The sequence below is a fragment of the Rhodobacter sp. Har01 genome (genome assembly GCF_020564565.1).
In the GTDB taxonomy this organism is placed as follows: Bacteria; Pseudomonadota; Alphaproteobacteria; order Rhodobacterales; family Rhodobacteraceae; genus Pseudogemmobacter.
Genome location: NZ_JAJCTD010000002.1, coordinates 229321 through 248109, shown reverse-complemented (window position 1 = coordinate 248109; position 18789 = coordinate 229321). Strand labels below are relative to the sequence as shown.

The following is an 18789-nucleotide window of genomic DNA, read 5'->3' as shown; positions in this document are numbered from 1 at the left end:
CGAGGTGACCTTGCCCGCGGCCCCACCGTCCGACGTCTATGCCCTGCACCGGCCCGCGCGGCAAACCACGGCCGTGGTGTTTTCCTCGCCGCATTCCGGGTCGGACTACCGGCCCGAGTTCATTGCCCGGTCGGCCCTGGACCGGCGCACGATCCGCAGTTCGGAAGACGCCTTCGTTGACCGCCTGTTCGACATGGCGCCACAGTTGGGGGCGCCCTTGCTGGCCGCCCGGGTGCCAAGGGCCTTCATCGACCTGAACCGCGCGCCCGACGAGCTGGACCCCGCGGTGATCGAGGGGCTGGCGCGCACGCCGCACAATCCGCGGGTGTCCTCGGGGCTGGGGGTGATTCCGCGCGTGGTGGCGGGGGGCCGCGCGATCTATTCCGGCAAGTTGCCGCTGGCCGAGGCCGAGGCGCGGATCGCACGCTTCTGGCATCCCTATCACCGGGCGCTGCACGGGCTGGTCGAACAAACCCACCGGCAGTTCGGTGAGGTGCTGCTGATCGATTGCCATTCGATGCCGCACGAGGCGATCGACGCCCATGTGCGGCCGGGTCAGGCCCGCCCCGAGGTGGTGCTGGGAGACCGGTTCGGCGCCGCGGCGGGGCGCGACATGATGGACCGGGTTGAGGCGGCCTTTTCCGGCGCCGGCCTTCGGGTGGCCCGCAACGCGCCCTTTGCCGGCGCCTACATCGCCCAGGCCTACGGGCGACCGTCGCGCAATTCCCATGTGGTGCAGATCGAGATCGACCGTGCGCTTTACATGGACGAACAGCGGATCCTGCCGAGGTCGGATTTCGCAACCTTCCGGGCGTTGATGGCCGGTGTGATGGCCGAAATCACGGTCGGTCTGCGCGGCGCGATGCCGCTGGCGGCGGAATAGCGCTACCGCAGGGCACGGCCCTTGATGATGGCATCCTTGCCGAACCTTTCGCGGATGCGGTCGGTGGCACGTTCCGCCGCGGCGCGCTTGTCGGCATCGGGGTCCAGCAGGTCTGCTTCCCGGTCGGCCGCGGTTTCCGGCACGATGTCGGCGATGCCGACGCCGATCAGGCGGAACGGGCCTTTCGTCCCGGACTGGTCATAAAGGGCGCGGGCGGCGCGGTAGATCCGGTCTGCCAGCTGGGTGGCGCCCGACAGGGCGTGGCGGCGGGTGACCAGCTGGAAATCGCCGCGCTTCAGCTTCAAGGTAACGGTCCGGCCGGCCAATCCCTTGGCCTTGGCGCGGTCGGCCACCTGTTCGGCCAGCCGCCACAGGTGCCCGTCCAAGAGGTCGGGGTCAGAGGTGTCTTCGAAAAAGGTCGTCTCCTTCGAGATCGACTTCGGCCGCTCGTCGCGGTTGACTTGGCGGCTGTCCTCGCCGCGGGCGAGGTGGAACAGGCGTTCCCCCATGTGGCCGAAGCGGGCCACCAGATCGGCGCGGTCCCAGCGAAGGAGGTCGGCAATGGTCCGGATGCCGGCGGCATCGAGGGCGGATTGCGTCGCGGTGCCGACGCCCCAGATGATGCGGACCGGTTTTGAGGTGAGGAAGGCCTGCGTTTCGGCCTTTCCGATGACGGAAAAGCCGCGCGGCTTGTCCAGGTCGCTGGCGATCTTGGCGAGGAACTTGTTGTGCGACAGACCGATTGATCCGGTAAGGCCAAGTTCCGTCTCCATCGCCTTGGTCAGCCGGGCCAGCAACACGGCGGGCGGCGCGCCGTGCAGGCGGGCGGTGCCGGTCAGGTCGAGAAAGGCCTCGTCGAGGGAAAGCGGCTCGATGGCGGGGGTCAGTGCCTCCATCATCGCCCGGATCGCACGCGAGGCTTCGACATAGACCGTCATCCGGGGCTTCACCACCGCGGCGTCGGGGCAGAGCTTCAGGGCCTGAAACATCGGCATGGCCGAGCGGACGCCCTGGATGCGGGCCAGATAGCAGCAGGTGGAGACGACGCCCCGGGTGCCGCCGCCGACGATGACAGGGCGGTCGCGAAGTGCCGGGTCATCGCGTTTCTCGACGCTGGCGTAGAAGGCGTCGCAGTCCATGTGGGCGATGGAAAGGCGGTCCAGCTCGGGGTGGGCCACGATGCGGGGGGACCGGCAGGCGGGGCAGCGCGCGCCGGTCTCGAAACGGGTCAGGCAGTCGCGGCAGAGGGCGGGCATGGCGCAAGGATAGCGGTGCGCGCTTGGGTCGCAAAGGACAAAGGGCCGGGGGGCCGCGTCGCGCAAGACACGGCGCGACCCCCGGATATTGATCGGGCCGGACGGCCTGCCGCGCGCGGGTTGGCCCTTTCGCGCCGATCAGCTGCGCGGCTTCTTCGGCGGGGTGAACCGCTTCGAGGTATCCTTCGGGTCCGTCTTCGGGGCCGTCGGCTTCTTCGTCGCGAAGGGGCGTTTTTCGGCGCTGGCGTTGCTTTTCGTGCCCCAGCTCTTGCCGGCCGGCTTGGGCCCGCCCGGCTTGCGCGGGCGGTCGCCGTCTTCGGCCCGCGCCTCGCGCGGCTTCCAGTCGCCCTTGGGCGCCGGCCGGTCGCCCTCGGCGCGCGGCTTGAAGCCGGTGCCTTCGGCAGCATGGCTCTTGTAACCCGCCGCGCGGGCCGGCTTGCCGGCTGCACCACCATGCGACTTGAACCCGGTCGAGCGATAGGGCGCCTTGGCCGGGGCGCTGCCTTCGCCGCGCTCGGCCCGATCATCCGGCGTCCAGCGCGGCTTTTTCGCTGCCGCGCCTTCGGCGCCCTCGCGGGCGACCCAGGGCTTGCGCGGGGCATCGCCGTCCCGCGGCGCATAGGGCTTGCGCGGAGCATCCCCGTCTCGCGGCGCGTAAGGCTTGCGCGGGGCATCGCCATCGCGCGGCGCCCAGGGCTTGCGCGGGGCGTCAGCGTCGCGAGGCGCGTAGGGTTTGCGCGGCGCGTCGCCATCCCGCGGCGCGTAGGGCTTGCGTTCCGCGGTCGCTTCGCGCGGTTTCCACGGCTTGCGGTCCTCGCCCTCGGCCTTCTTCACCCAAGGCTTGCGCGGCGCAGCTTCCGGCGCCGCGCCCGCTTCACCCTCATCGACAAAGCGTGAAGGCTTCGGGCTGTAGGGCGGCTTTTCCCGCTCGTCCCGTCGCGGCGGACGGGCCTCGGCCCGGGGCGCGCCGCGCTCGGGGCGGGCAAGGTCCGGCTCGCCTTCGATCCGCTCCATCACCAGGCCCGGCTCGATCTCCAGGCTCTGCCCGAACCGCGGCGCCGCGGCTTCGGCGATCTGCATGAAGGTCACCTCCTGCTGCACCCGGATCGCGCCGATCGAATCCTTCGACACGCCGCCCGCCTCGCAGACCTTTGGCAAGAGCCAGCGCGCCTCGGCCCGGCCGGTGTGGCCGACCGACAGCCGGAACCACACCGCCGCCCCGAACTCGCCCCGCGGCCGCACCGGCGGCGCCGCCGCCGGCATCGGCTCGTCCGACAACACCTCGGGCGCCGCGCGACCCTTGCGCCACATCCGCACGAAGGCCGCCGCCAGCGCTTCGGGCGCGTGCTTGTCCAGGATCGCCTCGACCAGCGCCTCTTCCTCGGGCGCGGGCGCGGCCAGCACCGCATCGGACATCAGCCGCGAATCCTCGCGCGCCTGCACCTCTTCTGCCGTGGGGGCCTTGCCCCATTCCGCCGTCACCTTCGCCCCCTGCAGGATGCGGTTGGCCTTGCGGAACTCGGCCGAGGGCACCACCAGCACCGACAGGCCCTTGCGGCCCGCCCGCCCGGTGCGCCCCGACCGGTGCAGCAGGGTGTCGGGGTTGGTCGGCAGGTCGGCGTGGATCACCAGTTCCAGCCCCGGCAGGTCGATGCCGCGCGCCGCCACGTCAGTCGCGATGCAGACCCGCGCCCGGCCGTCGCGCAGCGCCTGCAGGGCATGCATCCGCTCGCCCTGGCTCAACTCGCCCGACAGCGCCACCACCTGGAAGCCCCGGTTCACCATCCGTGCGAACAGGTGGTTCACGTTGGCCCGCGTCTTGCAGAACACGATCGCCGTCTGCGCCTCATGGAAGCGCAGAAGGTTGAAGATCGCCGGTTCCTTGTCGCGGCTGGCGACGCTGACCGCCTGATATTCGATGTCAGCGTGCTGTTGTGCCTCGCCCTGTGCCACCACCCGCAGCGCCTCGCGCTGATAGGTCCGCGCCAGCTTTTCGATCTCTTTCGGCACCGTGGCCGAAAACATCAGCACCCGCTTTTCCGCAGGGGCCGAACCGAGCAGGAACTCAAGGTCCTCGGCGAACCCCATGTCCAGCATCTCGTCGGCCTCGTCCAGCACCACGGCCTTCAGCGCCGACAGGTCCAGCGACCCGCGCTCGACGTGGTCGCGCAACCGGCCCGGCGTGCCCACCACGACATGCGCCCCGCGGTCCAGCGCCCGGCGTTCGGTGCGGTAGTCCATGCCCCCCACGCAGGAGGCCAGCTGCACCCCGGCCTCGGCATACAGCCACTCGAATTCGTGCTTCACCTGCAGGGCCAGTTCGCGCGTCGGCGCGATCACCAGCGCCAGCGGCTTCTCCGCCGGCATCAGCCGCTCGACGCTGCCCAGCACCTCGGGCGCCATCGCCAGGCCAAAGGCCACCGTCTTGCCGCTGCCCGTCTGCGCCGAAACCAGCAGGTCGCGCCCCGCCGCCTCGGGCACCAGCACAGCCTCTTGCACCGAGGTCAGCGCCGCATAGCCCTTTGCCGCCAAAGCCGCGCGCAGCGGCCCGGCAATCGCCAGATCGTCCATATTCTGTCCTGTCCGGGGCCTTGCCCCGCCAATGAAGCCACAAGATCGGCCTCATCGCCCCCGCCGCGCCCCTCCCATTGGGCACGACCCGGGAATCCTCAGGCCATGCGCGGGCCCTACACCGGTTTAGCCGCCCTGTATAGCCCGCCCAGCCGACGCGGGCCACCGCCCGAAGCCGCCCGAAAGAAACTTCCCAACGTTCCCCTCGCCCTGCGCGATACTTGCCGGGCCGCCCTCGTTCTGCCGCCCCCGAGTCCCCATATGTGATCAAGCTGCAGGGTATTTCCCTATGGCATCATGGAGGACCCCGACATGGGATCCGATTCCAACAAGGCCGGCCACGACACGTCGAAGGCCCCGAACACGATGCCGCAAACCGACCCCGGCACCAATCGCGCCCCGAATGCGGACGAACCCGGGCAGCATCAGGCTGGCGACATGCCCGCCAACCTGCCCCGCGCACCCGTTCAGCGCAGCCCGTCCTGATGCCCGTCCTCATCCCGAACACATTGCCCGGCCTTCGGCCCGGTGATGGGGCGCTGGCGTCGGCTGGCATCGGTATCCTGCGCCCGCCGGACGAAGGCTGGCCGCAGGTCTTCATTCGCCTCGGCGAAGGCGCGCTGGGGACCGGCTATGCTGCCGTGCCACAGTCGACCGTGGCCTGACGATTCGATACGCGCGTGTCTCGACGCGCAAAGGTTTCCCGGCGGTAGGGACGGACAAGGCGGTTCAGCAATTGGAACGGCCGGCACCGGCTCGCATCACCCGCCGGAAAGTCAGGCGGCGGGGAAATCCCGCCGCTTTTCCCGTTTTCCTCTTGCAGGCAAGGGCCAGCGCATCATGGGCTACAACGTCTCGAAACCCCCGTTCAACCTGACCGAGTTTCTCAGCCAGAAGGCCACCAAGCGCCCCACCAAGCGCCGTTTCGCCAGCTTCACGCGGCTTGGCTCTCAGGCCGTCACCGACAAGCCGGAAGACGACCGGCCCCAAACCCCCGAGGGCCCTCTCACCGACAAGACCTGACGCGCCGACAGACGGGCGCAGTCGACTGCCCGCCGGCGCCGATGCGTTCGGGGTCAGTGCGGCCGCCCCGGACGACGCTCAAGGACCTGACCGAGACCGCGCCATCCATTTCCGGGCGCAAGGGCTGTCGCCGGCGTTGCCCGGAACGAGAGCGTTGTGCGCAATCTCCTTGCGGCCGCGACACGGGCACTGCGGCCAAAGCGCAACCTTTGCTCAAGGCTACCCTGGCTGCACGGGTTGCAGCCCGGCCAGACCCCGTTCCAGCGCCGCTTCGAACCTGCGGGCAAAGCCGGCGGAGTCGCCCAGCGTCCGGCTCCAGGCCCCGCCGGCAAGATGCGCCTTCAGCCGGGCATGCAAAGCCGGATCGGTGGCGATCCGTACGGCGCGGCTCTCATAATCGGCGGGCGAGGTGGCAATGCCTTCGGGCAGGCCCACCGCGGCCAGCAGGCTGGATGCCATCCGGGCCGAGAACGCCCGGCCCTGCAGCGTGACCAGCGGCAGCCCCATGCGCAGCGCGTCCGACGCGATGGTTCCCGCGTTGTAGGGCGAGGTGTCCAGGAACAGGTCGGCCAGCGCCAGCCGGGCGCGGTAACGGTCGGGGTCCACCCGGGGCGCGAAGACCAGCCGCTCGGGCGCCAGCCCGGCTTCGGCCCAGCGGGCGGCCAGCGTGGTGCGGCTTTCGGGGTTGTCGTCGATCAGCCACAGCACCGAGTCCGGCACCGCGGCAACGATGCGGCACCAGCTGTCCCACATCGCCGGCGTCAGCTTGTAGTGATGCGAGACGCAGGTGAAGACGAAGGCCCCCTCGGGCAGTCCCTCGGCCACGCGCGACACCGCGGGCAGCGCGGGCGGCGTGCTGTCGTTGGCCTGGTAGCAGCCCTCGATGCGCAGCGGGCGGGGGTGGTAGGCCGCTTCTTCCTTGGGCGGGATGGTGACGGCATCGCACAGGATGTAGTCCAGTTCCGGCAGCGGCACCGGGCCGATGTAGCCCAGATAGGTGGCCTGCATCGGCGCCGGCTTCCAGCGCAGGATTTCCAGCCGGGCACCCTTGGTCAGGCCGTTCAGGTCGATCAGGATGTCGATCTCGTCAGCGCGGATGCGTGCGGCGGCCTCGGCATCGGTCAGGCCATGGATCGGCACGTGGCGGTCCAGCGCCGCCAGCACGCGGGCGCGGATGTCGCTGCCATCCTCGGGCGAAGCGTCGTAGCCCCAGACCTGGAACCGGCTGCGGTCGTGCCGCTCGAGCAGTTCGGCGATCAGGAAGCTCATGGCGTGGCGGCAGAAGTCGGTGGAGAGATAGCCGATGCGGATCCGGTCGTGCCGGTAGCCGCCTGAAGGTGCCAGCGGGCCGCCCGGCAGCGGCACCTTGCGCGCGATCCACAGCGCGGCGGCGGCGGCCTGCTCGAGCGGGTCATCGAACAGAGCCAGAGCGGCGAGTGGCCCGCAGTTGCGCGCGGCGGCGGCGTCGGTCAGACCCGGAACGGCGAGGACCTCGGCCGGCCAGGCGGTCATCCGCTGGCGGGCGTGGATCAGGTGTTGCTGCACATCGGGTTGCTCGGGGGTGATCAGCAGCGAGGCACGCAATTCCACGGCCGCGGGGCCAATGCGGCCCTGGGTTTCCAGGACGCGGCCCAACTGGTTGTGCAGGATCTGGCGCAGCGCCGGCGCAGGCAGCGCGGCACGCCAGGCAGCCAGCGCGGCCTCGGCATCGCCGGCAGCCTCAAGCGCGGTGCCCAGATTGACGGCGGCTTCGGCCAGGTCGGGCTTCAGCGCCAGCGCCTTGCGGTAGGCGGTGATCGCCGAGCCAGGATCGCCCAGCCGCATCCGCAGCACGCCCAGGTTGAACCATGCCGCACAGGCCGCGGGCGCGGCGCCGTTCGCGGACAGCCAGAGGTCATAGAGCAGCGCGGCATCGCCGGGACCGGCGGCCTCGGCCAGATGGACGAGGGGCATCAGGTCAAGCCCCTGCACCGCGCGCAGGAAATGCGGGAATTCGGCAGGGGGAACGGCCGGAATGCCGCCATTTGCGGCCAGTGCCGTGGCAACCCGGTCGGCATCGCCGGGCAGCGGAAGGGAAGGCGAGAAGGGCATGTTCATCCAGGATTCTCCGGGGCCGGCGCGGGGTTGACCGCCTTGGCGACAGATCAGTCGAAGTTCCTTCAGAAAGGGTAAATTCCGCCCGGCGCCTTGGGTCCGGTGTCGCTGACGACCGGGCCAATCTTATGAGAATTTGATGAGACTTCCGCGATCATGCCGCCGTCCGGCTGCAGATGCCGGGGTATTTTTCACCGATTGCTAAGCCTCCGCTGCAAGGCTGGCGGCGAAAGAACTGGCCAGAACAGGCCGGTATTGCGCCTGCCGCTCAACCGGCGGTTTGGCGCGCACGCCGCCTTTTTCCGGAGCCAGCGATGACCACGATCTCGACCCTGACGACCGCCCAGATTGCCGCCCTGTCCACAGCCGCCATCGCGGCGCTGACAACGGCAGACATCGTCTCGCTGACCACGGCGCAGATCCCTGCGCTGACGACGACCCAGGTCGCGGTGCTGACCACGACGCAGACCGCCGTGCTGACCAGCGGGCAGGTCAAGGCGCTGACCACGGCACAGGTGGCTGCGCTGACGACGGCGCAGGTCGCGGCCTTGGCGACAAAGGCCCTGGTCGGGCTGGAATCGGCAGACCTTGTTGCGCTGTCCACCGCGCAGGCGGCGGCGCTGAACAGCGCGCAGGTGGCGGCGCTGGGCACCGCGGTGATCTCGAAGATCGAGACCGCGGACCTTGCCGCGCTGACCTCTGACGCGGTCCGCGGACTGACCTCGGCGCAGGCGGCGGCGCTGACCACCGCACAGGTGGCCGTGCTGACGACGGGCCAGATGGCGGCGCTGTCCACCGCCGCTGTCGCCAAGCTGACCACGGCCGGGATCGGCGCTTTGTCCACAGCACAGGTCGCTGCGCTGTCCACCGCCCAGATCAAGGCGCTGAACAGTGCGCAGGTGACGGCGCTGACTTCGGATCACGTCGCGGCGCTGACGACGGCACAGGTCGCCGCGATCGGAGCGACAGCCTTCGCCGGGCTGGCCTCCAACGACATTGCGGCATTGACGACGGCGCAGGCGGCGGTGCTGGGCAGCGCACAGGTGGCTGCAATCACGGCGCCCGCCTTCGCGCGGATCGAGACGGCGGATATCGCGGCGCTGACCACCACGGCGGTCGCCGGGATGACGACGGCGCAAGCCGCGGTGTTGACCAGTGCGCAGGCGGCGGCGCTGAGCACGGCGCAGATCGCCGCGCTGCAGCCCACGGCCCTGTCCAAGCTGTCCACTGCGGCGATGGCCGCCCTTTCGACGACACAGGTGGCGGCGCTGACCACCGCCCAGGTGGCGCAACTGGGCTCGGCCCAAATGGCCGCGCTGACCACGGCGCAGGCGGCGGCGCTGACCACCGCGCAGGTGGCGGCGCTGTCGGCCACAGCCATGCGCGGGCTTGAAAGCGCCGATCTTGCGGCCCTGACCACGGCGCAGGCGGCGGCGTTGACCAGTGCCCAGGTTGCGGCGATCAGCACCGCCACGATCCGGGCGATCGAGACGGCGGACCTGGCCGCGCTGGGAACGGCGGCCGTGCAGGGGCTGACCAGCGCCCAGGCCAAGGCCTTGCTTGGCACCCAGGTGGCGGCCTTGACCACGGCGCAGATCGCCGCGTTGGCGCCGGCCACGCTGGCGGGAATCGACCCGGCCGATCTTGCCAGCCTGTCCACCGCCCAGGTGGCGGCCCTGACCACCAAGCAGATCGCGGTGCTGACCAGCGCCCAGGTTGCGGCGCTGACCACGGCGCAGGTCGCGGCGCTGACCACGGCGCAGGTGACTGCGCTGACTGCAGCGGCCCTGGTTGGTCTGGAAAGCGCTGACCTTGCGGCGCTGACCACAGCACAGGCAGCCGCCTTGACCAGCGGGCAAGTGGCCGCGCTGGGAACCAACGTCATCGGAGCAATGCAGACAGCAGACCTGGCCGCGCTGGGAACGGCGGCGGTTCGCGGCTTCACGGCCGCGCAGACCAAGGCGCTGACCGGCGCACAGGTGGCGGCCCTGACCACGGCGCAAATCGCTTCGCTGCAGGCCGGAGCGGTGGCAGGCATCGACCCGACCGATCTGGCCGGACTGTCCACGGCGCAGGTGGCGGCGCTGACCACGGCACAGGTGGCGCTGCTGCGCAGTGCGCAAACGGCGGCCCTGACCACGGCGCAGATCGCGGCGCTGTCCACCGCCCAGGTCGCCGCTTTGGCCGCTGGTGCGATCACCGGCCTTGGCAGTGCCGCAATTGTCGCGCTGACCACCGCGCAGGCGGCGGTGCTGAGCAGCGCACAGGTTGCAGCACTTGGCAGTGGCGCCATTGGGGCGATGCAGACCGCCGACCTGGCCGCGCTTGCAACGGCGGCAGTCCGCGGACTTGGCAACGCACAGGCGAAGGCCCTGACCAGCGCTCAGGTGGCGGCGCTGACCACGGCGCAGATCGCCGCGCTGTCGACCTCCGCCGTCGTCGGGATCGAGGCGACGGACCTTGCTGCGATGAGCACCGCTCAGCTTGCTGCGCTGACCACGGCGCAGACGGCAGTGCTGACCAGCGCCCAGATCGCGGGATTGACCACGACGCAGATCGCGGCCCTTGGCTCGGCCCAGCTGACCGGCCTGTCGCCCGCCCAGATCGCGGGCCTTTCCACAGCGGCCATCGCGGCGCTGTCTACCGGCCAGGTGGCCGGCCTGACCACGGCGCAGGTCGCCGCGCTGACCAGCGCCCAGGTGGCGGCGCTGACCACCGCGCAGGTGGCGGCTCTGTCCACCGTGCAGGTCGCCAAGCTGTCGGCGGCGGCGCTGCCAGGCCTTGAATCGGCCGATCTTGCTGCGTTCACCACACAGCAGGCGGCGGTGCTGTCCAGCGCGCAGCTGGCTGCGCTGACGACGGCATCGCTGGCAGCGATGGAAACCTCGGACCTTGCCGCGCTGGGAACGCTGGCGCTGCGAGGGCTGACCACCGCGCAGATGGCGGCGCTGACCAGCGCGCAGGCGTCGACCTTGACCACGGCGCAGGTCGTGGCGCTTTCCAGCGCGCAATTGTCGAAGCTGTCCACCACCGCAGTGGCGGCCTTGACCGCAACGCAGGCGGCGGCGCTGACCACATCGCAGCTGGCCGGCCTGACCACCGCACAGGTTGCCGCCCTGGGCACCGGCGCCGTCGCCGCGCTGTCCACCGCGAAGCTTGCGGCACTGAACGTCTCGCAATTCGCTGCCCTGTCCTCGACCCAGCTGGCCGCGCTGACCACGGCGCAGATTGCGGCGCTGAGCACGGCACAGCTGGCCACACTCAGTTCGGCCGAGGTGGCCGCCCTGACCACAGCGCAGGTCGCGGAGCTTTCGACGGCCCAGTTCGCCGCGCTTTCGACAATGCAGATGCAGGCACTGACCTCGGATCAGGTGGCGGCGTTGACCACGGCGCAGGTCGCCTCGATCACCACCGGCGACCTTGCCGCCTTGCAGGCCGAGGATTTCACCGCCCTGACGTCGGCCCAGGTGGCGGCCCTGGGAACGGCCCAGATGGCCGGGCTTGGGACAGATGACATCGGGGCGCTGGAGGCTGCGGATCTGACGGCGCTGTCGACCGCGGCACTGCGGGCCATGACCACAGCCCAGGTGGCGGCCCTGACCCCGACCCAGGTTGCCGGATTGACCACGGCGCAGGCGGCGGCCTTGACCGCGGCGCAGGTGGGCGCGGTGTCGACCGCGGCGATCGCGGCGCTGACGACGGCGCAGGTTGCAGGGCTGACCGCAGCGCAGGTTGCAGCGCTGAGCAGCGGCCAGGTGGCCGCCCTGACCACCGATCAGGTCGCCGCACTGGCGACGACGCGCGTGCCGTCGCTGACCTCGGCCGCGCTGGCCGGTCTTGGCTCGGCGCAGGCCGTGGCGCTGACCACGGCGCAGGCCGCCGCGCTGACCAGCGGTCAGGTCGCGGCGCTGTCCACCGCGACGCTGGCCGCGCTTGAGACGGCCGACCTTGCGTCGCTGTCCTCCGCGGCGATCCGCGGGCTGACCACGGCGCAGGCCGCCGCGCTGACCAGCGGCCAGGTGGCCGCGCTGACCACGGCGCAGATCGGCGCGCTGAGCACCGCGCAGGTGGCCCGGCTGGCGGCCGAGGGCATCGGTGGGCTGACCACCGCGCAGGTTGCAACCCTGACCACGGCGCAGATGGCGGCGCTGACCAGCGCCCAGATCGCCGCGCTGACCACTGCCCAGGTGGCTGCACTGACCACTGCGCAGGTCAGCGGCCTGACCACTGCCGCCCTTGCCGGGCTTGAAACCTCCGACATCGCGGCACTGACCACCGCGCAGGCCGCCGTGCTGACCAGCGCCCAGATCGCCTCGCTCAGCCCCGCCGCTCTGGCGGCGATGGAGACGGCGGATCTTGCCGCGCTTTCCACCGCCTCGGTCCGGGGCCTGACGACGGCGCAGGTCGCCGCGCTGACCACCGCGCAGGCGGCGGCGCTGACCACGGTGCAGGTGGCCGCGCTGACCACCGCCCAGGTGGCCGCCCTGTCCACCACAGCGATCGAGGCGCTGACCACCGTCCAGGTGGCCGCCCTGACCACCGCGCAGGTGCCGGTCCTGAGCGGGCCGCAGATCGTCGCGCTGACCACCGCCCAGGTGGCTGCCCTGACCACCGCGCAGGTGACGCGGCTGTCCACGGCCGCGCTGGCGGCGCTTGAGACGGCGGATGTTGTTGCGCTGACCACCGCCCAGGCGGCCGCGCTGAGCAGCACGCAACTGGCCGCCCTGTCGCCCACGGCGGTCGCCGCGCTGGAAACGGCAGACCTTGCGGCGCTGGGCACGGCAACGATCCGGGCCCTTACGGCGGCCCAGGCCACGGCGCTGTCGTCGGCGCAGGTGGCGGCGCTGACCACTGCACAGGTCGCCGCGCTGTCGACCGCGGCGATAGCCGCGCTGGATGCGGCCGATGTCGGGGCCATGGGCACGGCGCAGCTGGCCGCACTGACCCCCGCGCAGGCGGCGGTGCTGACCAGCACCCAGCTTGATGCCTTGTCAACCACCCAGGTGGCCGCGCTGACCACGGCGCAGGTCGCCGCCTTGGACGCCGAAGCCCTGGCCGGGCTGGCCGCAGCGGATATCGTCGCGCTGACCACCGCCCAGGCGGCGGCGCTGAGCAGCACGCAACTGGCCGCGCTGGGCACCGCGCAAGTCGCCGCGTTCGAGACCGCCGATGTCGAGGCCCTGACCACTGCCGCCCTGCGCGGCCTGGGTTCCGACCAGGCGGCGGCGCTCACAACCGCTCAGGCAGCGGCGATGACCTCTGATCAGGTGGCCGCGCTCGCCACGGCGGCAGTCGAAGGCCTTGCGACGGCGGTCGTTGCCGCACTGACCACCGCGCAGGCGGCGGCGCTGACCGGCGCCCAGGTCGCGGCGCTGACCAGCGCCCAGGTCACCGCGCTGACCACCGCGCAGGTGGCCGCGCTGACCACTGCGCAGGTCGCCGCGCTGGACGCCGGCGCGCTGGCCGGGCTTGAGACGGCGGATGCCGTGGCCCTGACCACCGCACAGGCGGCGGCGCTGACCGGCACCCAGCTGGCCGGACTGACCACTGCCGCGGTGGCGGCGCTGGAGACGGCGGACCTTGCCGCCATGGGAACCGCGGCCCTTCGCGGCCTGACCACCGCGCAAGTGGCCGCGCTGACCACCGCACAGGTGGCCGCGCTGACCACCGCGCAGACGGCCGCGCTGACCACCGCACAGGTCGCCACCCTTGGCACCGCCGCGGTTGCGGCGCTGACCACCGCGCAGGCGGTGGCGCTGACCACCGCGCAGGTGGCGGCGCTGGACAGTGCCCAGGTCGCTGCGCTGACCACCGCCCAGCTGGCCGCGCTTTCGGCGGCCCAGGTTGCGGCCTTGACCGCGGCTGGCCTGGCCGGCCTTGGCTCGGCCGCGGCCGTGGCGCTGACCACGGCGCAGGCCGCGGCGCTGACCAGCGCCCAGATCGGCGCCCTGTCGCTGGATGCGGTGGGCGCGCTACAGACCGCCGACCTTGCCGCCATCACCTCGGCAGCATTGGCCGGACTGACCACCGATCAGGCAGCGGCCCTTACCTCTGACCAGGTCGCGGCGCTGACCACGGCGCAACTGACCGGCCTTGCCGCCGACCGCATCGCCGCGCTGGATGCGGCGGATGTCGCCGCCATGACCACCGCACAGGTCGCTGCGCTGACCACGGCGCAAGCCGCCGCGCTGACCTCGGCGCAGGTCGAGGCGCTGACCACCGCGCAGGCGGCGGCGCTGACCACCGCGCAGGTCGCGGCGCTCAGCCCGGCCGCGCTGGCGGGGCTGGAAACCGCCGACATCGCTGCCTTGGGCACCGCCCAGGCGGCGGCGCTCGCCAGCACTCAGATTGCAGCGATCTCGCCCACCGCCCTTGCGGCGATGGAGACGGCGGACCTTGTCGCCGTGACCACCTCGGCGCTGCGCGGCCTGACCACGGCGCAGGTTGCCGCGCTGACCACCGGCCAGGCTGTGGCGCTGACCACCGCGCAGGTCGTGGCGCTGACCACCGCTCAGGTGGCCGCTCTGGAGGCCGAGGATGTCACCGCCCTGACCACCGCGCAGGTGGCCGCGCTGACCACGGCGCAGGCGGCCGCCCTGACCTTCGACCAGATTGCCGCGCTGACCTCTGGCCAGGTGGCCGCGCTGACCACCGCGCAAGTGGCCGCACTGACGGTGTCGGCTCTGGCCGGTCTCGACTCGGCCGATGCTGCGGCGCTGACCACCGCGCAGGCGGCGGTCTTGTCTTCGGCGCAGCTGCAATCGCTGGCGGCCGAGACCTTGGCGGCGATGGAAACGGCGGACCTTGCCGCGGTGACCACGGCGGCGCTGAAGGGCCTGACCACCGCGCAGGTCGCCGCGCTGACCACCGAACAGGTGGCCGCGCTGACCACCGCCCAAGTGGCGGCGCTGACGGTGCAGCAGGTGGGTGGGCTGACCACCGACGGGATCGGCGCGCTGTCCACCGCCCATCTTGCGGCGCTGACCACCGCGCAGATCGCGGCGCTTTCGACTGACCAGATCGGTGCGATCACGGCCGCCCGGATCGGCGCCCTGACCACCGCACAACTGGCCAAGCTGACCACCGCCCAGGCCGAAGCGCTGTCCTCTGACCAGGTCGCTGCGCTGACCACGGCGCAAATAGCCGGGCTGACCACGGCGCAACTGGCCACCTTCGCCGCCGAGGACATCGCCGCGCTGACCACCGCGCAGGCGGCGGCGCTGACCACCGTGCAGCTGTCAAAGCTGACGACTGCGCAGATCGCCGCCCTTGAAACGGCGGATCTTGCCGCACTGACCACCGCGCAAGTGTCAAAGCTGACCACGGCGCAGGTCGTGGCATTGGACAGCGCCCAGGTGGCCGCCTTGACCACCGCGCAGATCGCCGCCTTGACCACCGCGCAGCTTGCCGAAGTCGAGACGTCGGACATCGCCGCGCTGTCCAGCGCGCAACTGGCCGCGCTGACCACCGCGCAGGCCGTCAAGCTGACCACGGCGCAGATCGCTGCGCTGGATTCGGCCGCGCTGGCCGGTCTGACCACCGCGCAGGCGGCGGCACTGACCACGGCCCAGATCGTTGCGCTGGACACCGCGCAGGTCGCGGCCCTGGGCACCGCGCAGGTCGCGGCGCTGACCACGGCCCAGATCGCCCGGCTGGAAACCTCCGACATCGCCGCGTTGTCCAGCGCGCAACTGGCCGCGCTGACCAATGCGCAGGTCGCGGCGCTGACCACCGATCAGGTCGCAGCGATCTCGACCGCGCAGATCGCCGGCCTGTCGACCGCCCAGGTTGCGCAGATGACTACGGCGCAGATCGTCGCCCTGTCCTCTGACCAGGTGGCCGCACTGACCACCGCCCAGCTGGCCGGCATGACCCCCGCCCAGGTGGCCAGGCTGGAGGCTGAGGATATCGCCGCTCTGGCGACCGACCGGATTGCTGCCCTGACCACGGCGCAGGCGGCGGTGCTTACCTCGGCCCAGGTCGAGGCGCTGACCTCTGACCAGATCGCGGCGCTGACCCCTGCGCAGGCGGCAGCGCTGACCGCGGCGGCGCTGCGGGGCCTTGAGGCCTCGGATGTGGCCGCGCTGACCGAAGACCTGGCGGCGGCGTTCAGTTCCGCGCAGCTCGCGGCGCTGACCACGGCGACCCTGGCAGCAATGGAGACCGCCGACCTTGCCGCGCTCACGACCGCGGCGATCCGCGGCCTGACCACGGCGCAGGTCGTGGCGCTGACCTCGGATCAGGCGGCGGCGCTGACCACCGCCCAGGTGGCTGCGCTGACCACCGCCCAGGTTACCCGGCTTGAGACCGAAGATCTGACCGCACTGACCGCCGATCAGGTCGCCGCGCTTACCACCGCCCAGGTCGTGGCGCTGACCACCGCCCAGGCGGCCGCGCTGACCACCGGCCAGGTCGCCGCGCTGACCACCGCGCAGGTGGCCCGCCTGACGACGGCGCAGATCACCGCGCTGTCGTCGGATCAGGCCGCGGCCCTGACCCTTGACCAGCTTGAGGCGCTGGGCGCCGCCCAGATCGCCGCCCTGGCGACCGAGGATGCCGCGGCGCTGACGGTGGATCAGGTCTCTGGCCTGTCGACCGGGCAACTGGTGCTGTTCTCGACCGCGCAGGTCGCGGCCCTTGGCGCCGACCGGGTGGCGGCGCTGACCACCGATCAGGTGGCCGCCCTGACCACGGCGCAGATTGCCGCGCTGACAACCGATCAGGCCGTTGCTCTGACGGCCGAGCAGGTGGCGGCGCTGACCACCGCGCAGGTGTCGCGGATCGTCACAGCCGACATTGCCGCCCTGTCCACCGGGCAACTCGCGGCGCTGACCTCGGCCCAGGTGGGCGTTCTCACCTCGGCCCAGATCCACGCGCTGACCACCGACCAGGTTGCCGGGTTGACGCCCGAGCAGATCGCGGCCCTGTCCACCGGGTCGCTGCTGGGGCTGACCACGGAAGGCGCCGTCGCACTGACCGTCGAACAGGCCGCGGCGCTGACCACCGCGCAGGCGGGCAACCTGACCACTGCCATTCTTGCGGCGATCGAGGCGCAGGATGTGGCCGCCCTCTCGACGGCGGCGATCCAGGCGCTCACCACCGCGCAGGTGGTGACGCTGACCACCGCGCAGGTTGCCGCCCTGACGGCCGAGCAGCTTGCCGCGCTGACCACCGCGCAGATCGGCGCCGTGGAAACGGCCGATCTTGCGGCGCTGACCACCGACCAGCTGGCGGCGCTGACCACGGCGCAGGTGGCGGTCCTGGGCTCGACCCAGGTCGCGGCGCTGGGCTCTGACCAGATCGCCGGGCTGACACCCGACCAGGTCGCGGCGCTGACCACGGCCGCCATGCAGGGTCTGGGCAGCGATGACGTCGTCGCGCTGACCTCGGACCAGGCGGCAGCGCTGACCGCCGCTCAGGTCGCGTCGCTCTCCACTGGCCACATTTCGGTGCTGGAGGCCGAGGATTTGGCCGCAATGACCACTGATGCTGTGCAGGGCCTGACCACCGCGCAGGTGGTGGCGCTGACCACCGCGCAGGTGGCGGGGCTGACGCCCGACCAGCTGGCGGCCTTGACCACCGCGCAGGTCATCCGGCTGGAAACCGCGGACTATGCGGCGCTCAGCACCGACCAGATCGCCGCGCTGACCACCGCGCAGGTGGCGGCGCTGGGCTCGGCCCAGGTCGCAGCCCTCTCCAGCGACCAGGTGGTTGGCCTGACCACCGCACAGGTGGCGGCGCTGACGGCGGCGGCCATCCTTGGCCTTGGCACCGATGACGTCGTGGCGCTGACGGCCGACCAGGCCGGCGCGCTGGGCTCAGCCCAGGTGGCGGTGCTGTCCACCGCTGCCATCGCTGCGATGGAGACCGAGGATCTGGCCGCGCTGGCCACCTCGGCGGTGCGCGGTCTGACCACGGCGCAGATCGCTGCCCTGACCTCGACCCAGACGGCGGCGCTGACCTCGGATCAGGTGGCGGCGCTGACCACCACGCAGATCGCCCGCCTGTCCACAGCGCAGATCGGCGCGCTGTCGAATGATGCGATCACCGCCTTGACCACGGCGCAGATGACGGCGCTGACCACGGCGCAGATCGCAGGGCTGACGCTGGACCAGATCCCGGCGTTGGAGACCGAGGATATCGTGGCGCTCAGCACTGCGCAGACCTCGGCTTTCACCACGGCGCAGGTTGCGGTGATGAGCACCTCGCAGATCTCGGCGCTGTTCCTCTGATCGGTCCGGGCGCGGGGCGGTTGCCCCGCGCCCCACCCCTGCACGAAAATCAAAAGGCCCGCCGGAAAGGCGGGCCTATCGTTTCGGCCACGTCGTGCCCGGCTCAGGCCGGCTTGACCGCGGTGGCCCAAAGCGCATAGCCGCCGTCGCGCTGAACCCGGACATCGGCAAAGCCCGCCGCCTGCAGGTGCGCGGTCAGAGAGACGGCGGTAAAGCCGCAACGGTGGCCCATGAAGGCATTTCCCTCCGCCAGTGCGGGGCGAAAGCCGTACAGCATGTCGATGGCCGCGATCGGCCCAAGCGCCGACATGTAGGCCGGGCCTTCAAGGTTGCCCTCGGCCACCAGCGCCGCCACCTGCTGCAGGTCGGGCATGGTCACCAGCGCAAAGCCGCCGGGCCGCAGCACCCGCAGGAACTCGGCCAGGGCGAGGCGCACTTCATGCGCCCAGAGGTGTTCCAGGTTGTGCGCCGACCAGACCGCATCGACCGAAGCCGTGGGCACCACCGCCATGTCGGTGATCGAGGCCACGATGTCGGGCGCGACGCCCGGGTCGATGTCGAGGCGGACCTCGGCCCAGACGCCGCGCGGAAAGAACGCCTCGGGCAGCTTGTCGGGGTGGGCCGCGCCGCAACCCACATGGAGGACGCGGGGCTGCGCGACCGGGCTGGCGGCGGCGGTCGAGATATCGGTGGCAAGGGTCATGCTGGGGGCCTTTCTGGCAGTGGTGTC

General features: G+C 71.5%; 9 protein-coding genes. 5 read left to right on the top strand and 4 right to left on the bottom strand.

Annotated features, from left to right (window positions below):
* Positions 1-4: 4 nt before the first annotated feature.
* On the top strand, positions 5-883 hold the full coding sequence (locus LHP98_RS06915; protein WP_413687543.1) for an N-formylglutamate amidohydrolase: 879 nt from the start codon (positions 5-7) through the stop codon (positions 881-883).
* Between the two features lie 2 nt (positions 884-885).
* On the opposite strand, the gene LHP98_RS06910 is transcribed toward LHP98_RS06915, so the two are convergent.
* Positions 886-2139, bottom strand: a complete 1254-nt coding sequence (locus LHP98_RS06910; RefSeq protein WP_227251792.1) for a DNA polymerase IV — start codon at positions 2137-2139, stop codon at positions 886-888.
* Positions 2140-2277: 138 nt separating this feature from the next.
* On the bottom strand, positions 2278-4710 hold the full coding sequence (locus LHP98_RS06905) for a DEAD/DEAH box helicase (RefSeq protein ID WP_227251791.1): 2433 nt from the start codon (positions 4708-4710) through the stop codon (positions 2278-2280).
* Between the two features lie 312 nt (positions 4711-5022).
* Between LHP98_RS06905 and LHP98_RS06900 the strand changes: the two genes are divergently transcribed.
* From LHP98_RS06900 to LHP98_RS06890, 3 genes are all read left to right on the top strand, one after another.
* Positions 5023-5196, top strand: a complete 174-nt coding sequence (locus tag LHP98_RS06900) for a hypothetical protein (RefSeq protein WP_227251790.1) — start codon at positions 5023-5025, stop codon at positions 5194-5196.
* Positions 5196-5375, top strand: coding sequence for a hypothetical protein (locus LHP98_RS06895; RefSeq protein WP_227251789.1), 180 nt, complete (start codon positions 5196-5198; stop codon positions 5373-5375). Before LHP98_RS06900 ends, LHP98_RS06895 begins: the two co-directional genes overlap by 1 nt.
* 175 nt (positions 5376-5550) lie before the next feature.
* Positions 5551-5733, top strand: a complete 183-nt coding sequence (locus LHP98_RS06890; protein ID WP_227251788.1) for a hypothetical protein — start codon at positions 5551-5553, stop codon at positions 5731-5733.
* Between the two features lie 219 nt (positions 5734-5952).
* On the opposite strand, the gene LHP98_RS06885 is transcribed toward LHP98_RS06890, so the two are convergent.
* Positions 5953-7830, bottom strand: a complete 1878-nt coding sequence (locus tag LHP98_RS06885) for a tetratricopeptide repeat protein (protein WP_227251787.1) — start codon at positions 7828-7830, stop codon at positions 5953-5955.
* 311 nt (positions 7831-8141) lie between these two features.
* Between LHP98_RS06885 and LHP98_RS06880 the strand changes: the two genes are divergently transcribed.
* Positions 8142-18059: a beta strand repeat-containing protein gene (locus LHP98_RS06880; RefSeq protein ID WP_227251786.1), complete on the top strand. Its 9918-nt coding sequence runs from the start codon at positions 8142-8144 to the stop codon at positions 18057-18059.
* Positions 18060-18162: 103 nt separating this feature from the next.
* Here the strand turns inward: LHP98_RS06880 and LHP98_RS06875 are convergent, their stop codons facing one another.
* Entirely contained in the window at positions 18163-18762 is a 600-nt protein-coding gene (locus LHP98_RS06875; RefSeq protein WP_227251785.1) for a class I SAM-dependent methyltransferase, read from the bottom strand.
* Positions 18763-18789 lie beyond the last annotated feature (27 nt).